At 38.9% G+C, this 11,840-nt stretch carries 12 protein-coding genes; 8 read left to right on the forward strand and 4 right to left on the reverse strand.

What is annotated here, in order from left to right; genetic code table 11:
• Position 1 precedes the first annotated feature (1 nt).
• The gene (locus tag IGM09_RS01245; protein WP_113826096.1) at positions 2 to 649 is read right to left on the reverse strand and encodes a FusB/FusC family EF-G-binding protein; all 648 of its coding nucleotides are present in this window, start codon (positions 647 to 649) and stop codon (positions 2 to 4) included.
• A gap of 354 nt (positions 650 to 1,003) precedes the next feature.
• On the opposite strand from IGM09_RS01245, the gene efp reads away from it, so the two are divergent.
• From efp to IGM09_RS01265, 4 genes are all read left to right on the forward strand, one after another.
• Complete coding sequence (gene efp / locus IGM09_RS01250) at positions 1,004 to 1,564, forward strand: elongation factor P (RefSeq protein WP_002355202.1); 561 nt, start codon at positions 1,004 to 1,006, stop codon at positions 1,562 to 1,564.
• 168 nt (positions 1,565 to 1,732) lie between these two features.
• Positions 1,733 to 1,870: a hypothetical protein gene (locus tag IGM09_RS01255; protein WP_002355203.1), complete on the forward strand. Its 138-nt coding sequence runs from the start codon at positions 1,733 to 1,735 to the stop codon at positions 1,868 to 1,870.
• Between the two features lie 89 nt (positions 1,871 to 1,959).
• The gene (locus IGM09_RS01260; protein ID WP_002361143.1) at positions 1,960 to 2,877 is read left to right on the forward strand and encodes a PLP-dependent cysteine synthase family protein; all 918 of its coding nucleotides are present in this window, start codon (positions 1,960 to 1,962) and stop codon (positions 2,875 to 2,877) included.
• A gap of 13 nt (positions 2,878 to 2,890) precedes the next feature.
• On the forward strand, positions 2,891 to 4,027 hold the full coding sequence (locus IGM09_RS01265; RefSeq protein WP_010823393.1) for a cystathionine gamma-synthase: 1,137 nt from the start codon (positions 2,891 to 2,893) through the stop codon (positions 4,025 to 4,027).
• 36 nt (positions 4,028 to 4,063) lie between these two features.
• Here the strand turns inward: IGM09_RS01265 and genA are convergent, their stop codons facing one another.
• The 3 genes from genA to genR form a co-directional block, all read right to left on the reverse strand.
• The gene (genA, locus tag IGM09_RS01270) at positions 4,064 to 5,494 is read right to left on the reverse strand and encodes a 6-phospho-beta-glucosidase GenA (protein WP_002355206.1); all 1,431 of its coding nucleotides are present in this window, start codon (positions 5,492 to 5,494) and stop codon (positions 4,064 to 4,066) included.
• A gap of 26 nt (positions 5,495 to 5,520) precedes the next feature.
• Positions 5,521 to 6,855, reverse strand: a complete 1,335-nt coding sequence (gene genB, locus IGM09_RS01275; RefSeq protein WP_002355207.1) for a PTS sugar transporter subunit IIC — start codon at positions 6,853 to 6,855, stop codon at positions 5,521 to 5,523.
• Between the two features lie 173 nt (positions 6,856 to 7,028).
• Entirely contained in the window at positions 7,029 to 7,790 is a 762-nt protein-coding gene (genR, locus tag IGM09_RS01280) for a transcriptional regulator GenR (RefSeq protein ID WP_002362941.1), read from the reverse strand.
• Between the two features lie 198 nt (positions 7,791 to 7,988).
• Here genR and IGM09_RS01285 point away from each other — a divergent pair, with 198 nt between their 5' ends.
• From IGM09_RS01285 to IGM09_RS01300, 4 genes are all read left to right on the forward strand, one after another.
• Positions 7,989 to 8,579 carry a dihydrofolate reductase family protein gene (locus tag IGM09_RS01285; RefSeq protein ID WP_016615451.1) on the forward strand — a complete coding sequence of 197 codons (591 nt, stop codon included), beginning with the start codon at positions 7,989 to 7,991 and terminating at the stop codon, positions 8,577 to 8,579.
• A 131-nt stretch (positions 8,580 to 8,710) separates the two neighbouring features.
• The gene (locus IGM09_RS01290) at positions 8,711 to 10,078 is read left to right on the forward strand and encodes a TrkH family potassium uptake protein (protein WP_010713602.1); all 1,368 of its coding nucleotides are present in this window, start codon (positions 8,711 to 8,713) and stop codon (positions 10,076 to 10,078) included.
• A 20-nt stretch (positions 10,079 to 10,098) separates the two neighbouring features.
• Positions 10,099 to 11,262 (forward strand): cation:proton antiporter, encoded by a 1,164-nt coding sequence (locus tag IGM09_RS01295; RefSeq protein WP_002355211.1) that lies wholly within the window; start codon positions 10,099 to 10,101, stop codon positions 11,260 to 11,262.
• 128 nt (positions 11,263 to 11,390) lie between these two features.
• Positions 11,391 to 11,831, forward strand: a complete 441-nt coding sequence (locus IGM09_RS01300) for a CopY/TcrY family copper transport repressor (protein WP_002358353.1) — start codon at positions 11,391 to 11,393, stop codon at positions 11,829 to 11,831.
• The last annotated feature ends 9 nt before the right edge of the window (positions 11,832 to 11,840 follow it).

An 11,840-nucleotide genomic window follows, 5' to 3' on the forward strand; every position in this document is an offset into this window, starting at 1 on the left:
GTTATTTCACAGCCTTAACATTTTCCATAAAGGCTTCCAAATATTCAGGTTGTGTTAATTGTTGGTTACAGGTGTCGCTATCATGGCAAATGTAATTGCCTTTTTTCGTGTAGGTTCCGTCGCCACCTGATTTGGTGGTAGCTAGGAACATAGACACATTCGTGATTGTTTGACAGATGGAGCAAACACCTTTAACAATGGTGGGTGAAAGGGTGCCGTGGACGCCGATTAATTTATTTTCTCGATAAGCTAAGATAAATTTTTTCTGAGTCCCAGCGTCGTTCCAACCGACATAGGTATTGTTCCGTAAATCCATGTTTTCCCACTCAGGAATCTTTAACTTTTTCACTTTGCGAAAGACTTTCGTGACTTGTGGTGTTGAAGGTTCTTTAAAGGGCAACACGGTTTCTTTTAATTCATCTAAATATTTTTCAGCACGTGCGCGTGTTAAACGACGATCCATCACTTTGTCCAACAAAATCGTAACAGCAGGGTGTTCTTCTGGAAATAACCCATTGATTTTTTCGGCACATAGGGCCTGGACAGTTTTGACAGTCGTAGCATCGTTAACAGACGTATAGGTATTTAGTAACACAGCGACTTGTTCTTTAATTATGTTAAATTGGTAAGGTTGAATAGTTGAGTTCATGATTTTAAATTCCTTTCAAATAGACCGAGTACATACGCTGAAAGGCAATTTGTCTCACCAACGTATGTTTAGTGACAGACAACCTCATGTGTTTTTGATAAAGATAGCGTTTGACGTATCATATCATCACCCCCTTTAATGATTGATTTTTTCTATGTAAAAAGTGAAAATAATTGATGAAAGCTTGGTAATTCTAACGCAATTCAAGAAAAAAGGCAAGTTAAACTCGTTTTATTTCCCAATTCAATGTCTGGGGAGTGATAAACTTCTAAAAAAGATACGTGATTTCCTAGATTAATCCTAGGTTATTTGCTACAATAATGAAGAATTAACCAGAGAAAAGGAGAAATTACAATGATTGCAGCAAGCGATTTAAAAGCCGGTATGACTTTTGAGCAAGACGGCAAATTAATTAAAGTAATGGAAGCTAGCCACCACAAACCAGGTAAAGGTAACACGGTTATGCGTATGAAATTAAAAGATGTTCGTACGGGTTCAACAACAGATACAACAATGCGCCCAGATGAAAAAGTGAAAAAAGCGCACATCGATACAAAACCGGTTCAATATTTATACAGCCAAGATGATATGGCTATTTTCATGGATTTAGAAACATATGAACAATATGAAGTACCAACTGCTTTAATTGAAGAAGAATTAAAATATTTATTAGAAAATATGGAAGTAAAAATTCAATTTTATGGTGAAGAAGTCATTGGTTTAACTTTACCAACAACGGTAATCTTACGTGTTGCTGAAACGCAACCTTCAATCAAAGGCGCAACAGTAACTGGTTCTGGTAAACCTGCTACAATGGAAACAGGATTAGTTGTTAACGTTCCAGATTTTGTTGAAGCAGACGAATTATTAGAAATCAATACTGCGGAAGGTACGTATTTAAAACGTGCTAAATAAGTAGCAGAAAAACAGAAGGCTAGCCTTCTGTTTTTTTTGGTCTATTAATTCTTTTGCCTATAAGAAAACCATTGGTGTGATAGGAAATAGCAATCGTTAGAATCGTTGACACTAGAAAATGGGAAATGGTATAGTTTGGTCAACACATGACGAAGGAGGAAATCAACCATGACGAAAAAACAAGCTAGCCCTTTTTTAGAAACGGAAAGCTGTTGTTGTATGGTGCAAAATAGTGCAGCATACTCTTTTGTGATGGGGAAAACCTCCGTTATTTCTGAAAAATTGCCTAACACGATTCCTCTCTGAATCTAGACAACCAGAAATAAACAAAAAAGGTGCTGATGCGATCAGCACCTTTTTGTTTTATGTACATGTATTAGAAGGAGGAATTCGCTATGATTGTTCAGTCAATTTTAGACACAATCGGAGCAACACCATTATTTGAATTTACAAGTGAACAATATCCTATGCCAGAAGGCACTAAAATTTATGCGAAGCTAGAATATTTGAATCCAGGTGGCAGTGTCAAAGATCGGCTTGGTGTGCATCTTCTCAAAGAAGCAATGAAAACGGGAAAGATAAATCAAGCCACAACAATTATTGAACCGACAGCGGGGAATACAGGGATTGGCCTGGCATTAGCAGCCAGTCAACTGGGCCTCAAGACAATCTTTGTTGTGCCAGAAAAATTTAGTCAGGAAAAACAACAGCTGATGCAAGCGTTAGGTGCTAAAATTGTCCCTTCGCCAACAGAGCAAGGGATTGTCGGAGCGATAACTAGTGCCCAAGACTTAGCCAAGGAAATTCCTAATAGTTACGTGCCGTTACAATTTGAAAATCCGGATAATCCTGCTGCTTACTACGAAGGATTAGGACCTGAAATTGTTCAAGACCTAGGCGGGAAGATTACTAGCTTTGTCGCAGGTTTAGGCAGTGGTGGAACGTTTGCAGGTGTTGGCAGATATCTCAAAGAACAAAATAGTAAGACGCAACTATGGGGCGTGGAGCCAGAAGGTTCGATTTTAAATGGCGGACCTGCACACGGACATGAAATCGAAGGTATTGGCGTGGAGTTCGTGCCGCCTTTTCTTAAACAGATTCCTGTGGACGGCTTTTATACCATTTCAGACGAGGATGGTTTTTTCTGGGTCAAACAATTAGCCAAGAAAAGCGCTTTGCTGGTGGGAAGCTCCAGCGGCGCAGCGTTTGCGGCGGCATTAAGAGAGGCGCGCCGCTTACCAGCAGGCAGCACAATTGTAACTATTTTTCCTGACGGTAGTGACCGTTATTTATCAAAAAATATTTATTCTTAGGAGGAAAACTTTTATGAAATTCAATACCAAATTAATTCATGGCGGCATTAGCAAAGACGCAACAACAGGTGCAGTGAGTGTTCCTATTTATCAAACGTCAACCTTTGAACAAAATGGCGTGGGCCAGCCAAAAGAATATGAATATTCTCGTTCAGGTAATCCCACACGTCACGCGTTAGAAACCTTAATCGCTGAGTTAGAAGGTGGGAGCCATGGCTTTGCGTTTAGCTCAGGCTTAGCTGGTATCCATGCAATCATTTCTATGTTTGGACCCGAAGATCATATTTTATTAGGTGATGATGTCTATGGGGGGAGTTTCCGTTTATTGGATAAAGTATTTGTAGCAAATGGGTTAAGCTACACGATTGTAAACGCCAGCGACTTATCAACAATTGAAGCCGCAATTCAGCCAAATACAAAAGCCTTGTTTTTGGAAACACCAAGTAATCCACTGTTAAAAATTACAGATATTGAAGCGGCGGCTAAGCTTGCTAAAAAACATCAGTTGTTAACCATTGTCGATAATACGTTTGCGACGCCTTATTTTCAACGGCCGTTAGCGTTAGGTGCTGATATTGTGGTTCACAGCGGGACAAAATATTTAGGGGGCCATAGTGATGTAGTTTCTGGTTTAGTCGTAACGAATCATCCAGAAAGCGCAGAAAAGATTGCCTTTTTACAAAATGCGATTGGCGCTGTTTTAGGACCACATGATAGTTGGTTGGTCCAACGTAGTTTAAAAACATTAGGCGTCCGGATGGCAGCGCATGCCCAAAATGCTCAAAAAATCGCAGAATTTTTAGAAGCGCATCCAGCTGTAGCAACGGTGTATTATCCAGGACTAGCGAGTCATCCTGGTCACGAAATTGCGCAAAAACAGATGTCGGGGTTTAGTGGTATGATTTCTTTTGAATTAGCCAAGGATGAGCAAGTCGTTCCTTTCGTAGAAACGTTGGAAATTTTTACTTTAGCGGAAAGTTTAGGTGGCGTAGAAAGTTTAATTGAAGTACCTGCCATTATGACTCACGCATCTATTCCCAAAGAAAATCGTGAAGCTGTGGGAATTAAAGATGGACTCATTCGTTTATCTGTAGGAATTGAAGCAGTCGAAGATTTATTGGCTGATTTAGAAAAGGGATTACAAGCATAAACAAAAGGCCCTCGTCTTTAGACGAAGGCCTTTTGTTTATAATTCTTCTCCATTCGTAGCAATCACTTGTTGATACCAAGCAAACGATTTTTTCTTTCGCCGTTCCAACGTTCCGTGACCATCGTTGTCCTTATCTACATAAATGAAGCCATACCGTTTCTTCATTTCGCCTGTACTAGCGCTCACTAAATCGATGAATCCCCAAGGTGTATAGCCCATCAAATCAATGCCGTCATACGCAACGGCTTCTTTCATCATCTCAATATGTTCACGTAAATAAGCGATTCGGTAAGTGTCGTTAATCGTTCCGTCTGGTTCTAGCTCATCAATAGCACCAAAGCCATTTTCGACAATAAAAAGTGGTAATTCATACCGATCATTGAACCAATTCATTGCATAGCGTAAGCCCATAGGATCGATTTGCCAACCCCAATCAGATGTTGCTACATAAGGATTTCGCACCAAGTCTTTTGCTTCATTGTAGTCAAAAGTAGGGGCCTTTTCTGCACCTTTCACAGCAAACGACATGTAATAGCTAAAGCCAATATAATCAACACAGCCATTAGCCAAATCAGTTAAATCTTCTTCTGTGACATCTAATGAAATGTTTTTTCGTTTCAAATAGCATTGAATTGCACTTGGATAATGACCGCGGACATGAACATCGGTAAACCAATAACGTTTTTGCATTGCGCTAACACTCATCATCATATCCTCAGGATTACAAGAATAAGGATAAATAGGCACCATCGCAATCATACAGCCAATTTGGAAGTCGGGATTGATAGCGTGGCCAATTTTCACTGCACGTGCGCTAGCGACTAGTTCATAATGAGCAGCCTGATACATAATTGCTTCGCGGTCTTCTCCTTCCTGGTAAGCAATACCAGAGTTAGTAAAAGGTGCAAAATCTTCTTCATAATTGGCTTGGTTGTTAATTTCATTAAAGGTCATCCAATATTTGACTTTTTTCTGGTAACGAGTGAAACAGACTTCAGCAAATTTGACAAAAAAATCAATGACCTGGCGATTGCGAAAGCCGCCATATTTTGTGACTAAATGATAAGGCATTTCAAAGTGAGACAGTGTCACGACTGGCTCAATGCCATTTTTCAAACACTCGTCAAAAAGTGCATCATAAAAACGAAGGCCTTCTTCATTGGGCGTTTCTTCATCTCCGTTAGGAAAAATTCGTGTCCAAGCAATAGAGGTTCGGAAACAATTTAAACCAAGTTCTTTGAATAGTTGAATATCTTCTTGATAGCGATGGTAAAAATCAATCGCTTCATGGTTAGGATAGTGTTCATCTGGTAAAACGCCTGCGGTAATTTTACGAGGGACGCCATGTGCACCGGCAGTCATTACATCCGCCACGCTCACCCCTTTACCGCCTTGGTCCCAGCCTCCTTCTAATTGATGAGCAGCGACAGCGCCGCCCCAAAGAAAATCATTTTTCAAAATTGACATATCGTTTCAGTCCTTTGTTCAAATTTTTATACGTTTTGTGCTTCGACTTTTTCAAGGGTTTCTTCAGTAATTGGTTGATTGGTTTCTTCTGCGTAATTAAGTGCATCCATTTTTTTAGCAAACGGTAAATAGATAAAGAAACTCATCGTCAGTACTACTACTTGAAGCAACGCTGCTTGCCAACCACCAACTAAAAGTCCAGAAATGATTGGAGGAGTAGTCCAGGGAACTTGTACCGCAGTAAAGAGAGGAACCAGTCCTGTGTACAAGGCAAAATATGTCACAACAGAAGAAACAATCGGTGTGATAATGAACGGCACAGCCATGATTGGGTTCATCACGATAGGTGTAGCAAAGACAATTGGCTCGTTAATATTGAAAACAGCTGGCCCAATTGAAAGCCGACCTAATTGCTTAAACTGAGCTGATTTGGCAAAGAAAACCATGAACACGACTAACCCGATTGTCATGCCCGCACCAGTGACCGTTAAAAATTGATCTAAAAATTGTTGTGTAACAATATGGCCACCATTAGCCAGTGTTAAGTCTTTTCCTGATTTCAAAATTTCGGTATTTTCTAAAGAGTTTGCTTGTAAAATAGGGCCCATGATACCGCCAACGATTGTTGACCCGTGAACACCGAAAAACCAAAAGAGCGGAATGACAAAACCTAATAGTAATGCGCCACCTAGTGAATCTGTGACTCCTTGAAGTGGTGATTGTAGCACTTCGTAAATAAAGTCAAAGAATGTCGTATTGAAGACTTTATCTAGAAGAATGAAAATTAGCATTGCACCAGTTACAATGACGCTGGCAGGAATTAACGCAGTAAAGGAATTGGCCACATTTTCTGGTACAGCTTCTGGTAATTTGATACGAATATCATGACGTAAAAACCAACTATATACAACGCCGACTAACAAACCAACAATAATAGCTGTAATCATCCCTTTGCCAGCTGTCCAATCTTTGTTGATGACATTGCCAACTACTGCGCCAGAAACCGCATCTTTGACTTCAGATGACATAAACAAAATGAAAACCACCATGGCAATCATGCCCGCTGGGAGTCCTTCAAATCCCTCGCTTTTTACATACGAGTAGGCAATACCGATGACCGCAAATAACGACATAATCGCAAAAGATGCACCATATGCTTGATTGAAATAAACAGCCAGACCGCTTGCGTTAACCCATTCAGAAATAGCTGTAACTGGGAAATTCGCTAATAGAAGAAACACTGAACCAACAATGGTAAAAGGCATCGTGTAAAGCATCCCGTTCCGTAAGGCAGTAATTGCTTTGGTATTGACGAATTTTAGTACTGGAGGTAATAATTTCTCGTTAATCCATTCGTTCATAAAAATCTCTCCTTTGAAGAATAATATAAATGCAAATGTATCCGTTTACATATTTACTATATAAGGTTATTTGAAGAAAAAATAGACTTTTGCTTGAATGAGAAACATGTACCAAGAAAAAAAACAAAAAAGCTCATGCTGTTTTAGACAGCATGAGCTTTTGTGAAAAGCAACTAGGAAGGTGTTTCATCTAGTTCCTTTAAAAGTTGACTTGCTTGATGAGCTAGGAGTTCAATTAAAGCAATGACAGGGATTTGAGTGGTTGTATTGACTGACTTATCTGCAAATGGAGAACGTTCGTCGGGCATATAATAGGAGATGTTGTAGTCAGCCAAGCGGGCAATAGTTGAATGTTGATTGTTGGTAATGCTTAGCACTTTGGCACCAGCTGTTTTAAAATCGGTCATTTGTTTAATCATTTCATTGGTTTCCCCAGATACAGACAGAATCAAGGCTAATGTATTTTCAAATCCGCGCTTGGGGATAGGCGTAAAGGGATCAGCAATACTGTAAGAATTGATATTTAAGTTGGCAAAATAACGACTGCCATAACTACCTAAAATTCCGCTAGTACCAATGCCAGTAAAGGCAACGTGACGTGCTTGAACAATCATTTGGATTGCTGGACGAAGCATTTCGTAATAGGTTTCTTGGTTTAATTTTTTCAAAAAAGCATCGACGTGAACCGTGGCATCATAAAAATTTTCAAACGTTTGTGTTTGTTTGGCTTCTTCTTTCACTGCATATTTTAATTCGGAAAAACCAGCATAGCCCATTTTGTTACAAAATCGTAGAATCGTTGAGGTGGAGACATGACAGGAAGTAGCCAGTTGGCGAATGGTCTGTTGAGGGATTTGGTGCAGGTGTTCCAATACATAATGGTAAACGAGCATTTCTAATTCATTCAAGGTCTGAACCTTCTCTAAATCAAACAAAGTAATCCTCCTTTATATAAAAACTGAATATGTTATTTTTTTGTGTAAATCAAATAAACCAATTCTTATTTTTCTTGAAAAAAATGTAAAATAACTCAATAAAAAGTTTCTTATTTCCTATTTTACAAAAAGTAGCCCAATTATCCTAGTTTTTCTCTTTTTTCTTTTAAAAATAACAATGCGCACCCCTAGAGTTTTTTGAGAAAACAAGCTAAAATAGATAAGAAGAGAAAAGGGGGCGTTGATGTGGCACGGGAAGTAATTTTATTTATTGCAGCGAGTATTGATGGTTTCATTGCGGATAAAGCGGGCGGTGTTGCTTGGTTAGAAGAGAATATTCGTGGCGATGAAGAAGATCGTAGTTACGATGAAATGTATAAAAAAATAGACACTGTGGTAATGGGGCGGACTACTTATGATCAAGTTACACAAGAATTGTCCCCAGATGTGTATTTTTATGAAGACAAGCATTCTTATATCATTACCTCTCATCCAGAACCATCAACTGCTTCAAGAACTTTTACCAAGGAAGATCCAGTCACATTAATTCGTCGTCTCAAAGAAGAAGACGGCGCGGGAATTTGGATTGTTGGAGGCCCAAAAGTGGTTCAACCGCTTTTGGCAGCTGATTTAATTGATACCTTCATTTTGACGACAATACCACTGTTTCTGGGTGAGGGCATTGCTCTATACGAGACAATGGCTCAATCAATTCCAGTTCGTTTAAAACAGGTTTATCAAAAAAATGAGTTGGTTTATTCGATTTATCAACGTGAAAACAAAAATTAAAAAATAATTATTCGGTTGGGCAAGTTGTTTTCAAGGTTTTGAGTTTCTCATAGGGCGAGAGGAACAAAGCAACAGTTGTCTAGCCGTTTGTGTTGTTTTTGATTGACAAAGAAATGGTAGAGGAGAAAAAAATGAAACATCAGATCAAAAAAAGGTTGTATATTTCACCTGTTCAAACAATTGTCTTAGGCTTTTTTTTATTAATTGTTGTAGGCACAATCTTATTAATGATGCCTTTTTCTGCACAAGCTGGACAAAAAACGCAATGGATTGATGCTTTTTTCGTGGCAACTTCCGCCGTCTGTGTTACAGGGCTTTCGCCTTTGAATACGGCGGAGCATTGGAGTCCTATCGGGCAAGTTATTATTATGATTTTGATTGAATTAGGCGGCTTAGGCTTTTTAACCGTTGCCACGATTTTCTTTAGTTTGCTGCGGAAAAAAGCGTCACTAAGTGTACGGATGTTGTATCAAGAAGCGTTAAATGTTAGTGAAGTTTCCGGAGTTTTTCGTTTAATGAAATATATTATGAAGTTTGCGGCCATTATTCAATTACTTGGAGCCTTCTTGTTGTCCTTTCAATTTGTGCCAACATTTGGGTGGAAAAAAGGGTTGTTTTTTAGTCTCTTCCATGCCGTTTCGGCATTTTGTAATGCTGGCTTTGATTTGCTAGGGGATAGTATGGTTCCTTATCAAAATTCGCCTTATCTTTTACTAGTCATTAGCTTTTTAATTATAGCTGGTGGTTTAGGATTTATTGTGTGGCGCGATATTTTTGCAATGATTAAAGGCTATAAAAATAAAATTAAGCACCGTGTTAGTATTCATACACGCCTTGCTTTAACGGTGACCGCCACCTTTTTAGTCTTAGGGACCGTTATTTTTTACATTTCAGAATATCGCCATTTTCCAGCTGACATGTCTTTTTGGCAGCGTCTTGTCAACAGTTGGTTCTTGTCGGTTACACCAAGAACGGCTGGCTTTTATTCAGTTGATTATTTGAAAATGAGTAATCCAGGCCTGATTGTCACGATTTTGTGGATGTTTATTGGTGGCACTTCAGGATCAACCGCTGGCGGCTTGAAAACCACTACGTTTGGTGTGTTATTTTTACAATTTCGTGCAATTTTTAAAGGGAAACAGCGAGTGGAATTCCATGAACGCACAATTCCTGAGCGAGTAGTGCTCCAAGCGTTTACTTTGTTCTTCTTGGCAACTTTTTTATGTGTAACTGCTTCGGTTATTCTCTCGTTTACAGAAACATTACCTTTAAAAAACGGGATTGAGTATATTGTTTTTGAAGTGATTTCTGCATTTGGAACGGTCGGTTTAACAATGGGGTTAACACCAGATTTAACTGTTTTTGGTAAACTGGTGATTATTTTTCTAATGTTCATCGGTCGTGTGGGTGTGTACACGGTGTTATTGTCATTAATTAAGAAAGGCTTGGAAAGTCAGTCGAAAGTTCAATATCCAAAAGAATCAGTGATGATTGGTTAATAGAGAAAGAGGGAAATAGAATGGAATTTTTAGGTATTTTATGTTTGATTTTAATTACAACGACTTTAGCAGGTGTTGCTTGTAAAAGAGTAGGAATTCCTGCGGTAATTGGGCAATTGCTAGTAGGGATTGTGTTAGGTCCAGCGATGTTAAATATTGTGCATCAAGATGTGTTTGTGCATGACTTTTCAGAAATTGGTGTCATTATGCTGATGTTTATTGCTGGAATGGAATGTGAATTGGAATTATTGAAAAAATATGCGAAACCTAGTGTCATGGTCGCTATTTTGGGCATCGTTTTACCGGTTGGTTTTACTATGTTGATTGGTCAGCTGTTTGCTTTTTCTTGGAAAGAAGCTTTTTTCCTTGGGTTAGTTTTAGCAGCAACGTCGGTCAGCATTTCAGTAGAAGTATTAAGAGAGTTGAATGTTTTAAGTAGTAAAGAAGGTGCAACGATTCTTGGGGCTTCCGTCGTTGACGATATCGTGGTCGTGATTATTTTAAGTGTCGCTGTCGGCATGATTGGTGCAAGTACAGGCGGCAATACAGAAGTCAGCTTTATTGTTAAGTTAATTGAACAAGGCTTATTCTTTATTGGGATTTTCTTTTTGGTCCGCTTTATTGCTCCCTATTTACTACGTTTAAGTCAAAAAATGAACATTGGGTCGTCTGTTATTATCATGTCATTGATTATCTGTTTGGGCATGGCTTATTTGGCTGATTTAGTTGGTTTAAGTTCTGTCGTAGGTGCCTTTTTTGCAGGGATTGCTGTGGGACAAACGGATGCAAAAACAGAAATTGATTTCAATATTGAAGCTATTGGCTATGCCGTGTTTATTCCCGTCTTCTTTGCCAGCATTGGCTTATCAGTGACATTTAACACGTTAGGAAAAGATTTACCTTTTATTTTGGTAATGACGATTATGGCGATTTTAACGAAATTACTGGGCGGCGCCTGGGGAGCGAAAATGGTTGGTTTCTCCAATACAAGTTCTTTAATGGTCGGTGCTGGGATGGTTTCGCGTGGGGAAATGGCATTAATCATTGCGCAAATTGGCTACCAATCTAAATTACTTTCAGAAGCGTATTATACGAGCATGATTGTGGTAATTATCTTAACGACCTTAGTTGCACCGTTCTTATTGAAATACTTTGTTAAAAAACAAGAATCTGCGTTGCAATAAAAAAAGATGAGCAGAAGTTGTTGACAAAAAAATAAAATAGCTATATGATGAGTTCAAGATAAACGACTACGTTTGTAGTCAAAAACCTTGAACTCTTTTTTTATTGATGAAGGAGGAATTTAACGAGTATGGCAAAAGATAAATTAGCGACAATTACAGATGCAGAGTGGGAAGTCATGCGGGTTATTTGGACCCAAGGCAAGACCACGAGTCGTGAAGTGCATACACTTTTAAATGAGAAGAAAGAATGGAAATCAACGACCGTCAAGACGTTACTAAGTCGTTTAACAGATAAAGGGTTAGTTGGAACGGAGAAAGCAGGCAATAAATATATTTATTATCCGCTAGTAGAAGAACGTCGGAGCGTTGAAACGGTGGCAGACGAACTTTTAGCTAAGGTGTGCAGCCGTAAAGTTGGTTCCGTGGTAGAAACAATTTTAACAGAGAGTCAGTTGAGTTATGACGATTTGGATCGATTAGAGGAACTCTTGAAAGAGAAGCGCAAGACGGCGGTTGAATCCGTCCCTTGTAACTGTATTCCTGGTCAATGCCAATGTCATTTAATTTAAAAAGGAGTG

Origin of the sequence: Enterococcus sp. DIV0167 (assembly GCF_050541555.1) — a bacterium.
Classification (GTDB): Bacteria; Bacillota; Bacilli; order Lactobacillales; family Enterococcaceae; genus Enterococcus; species Enterococcus faecalis.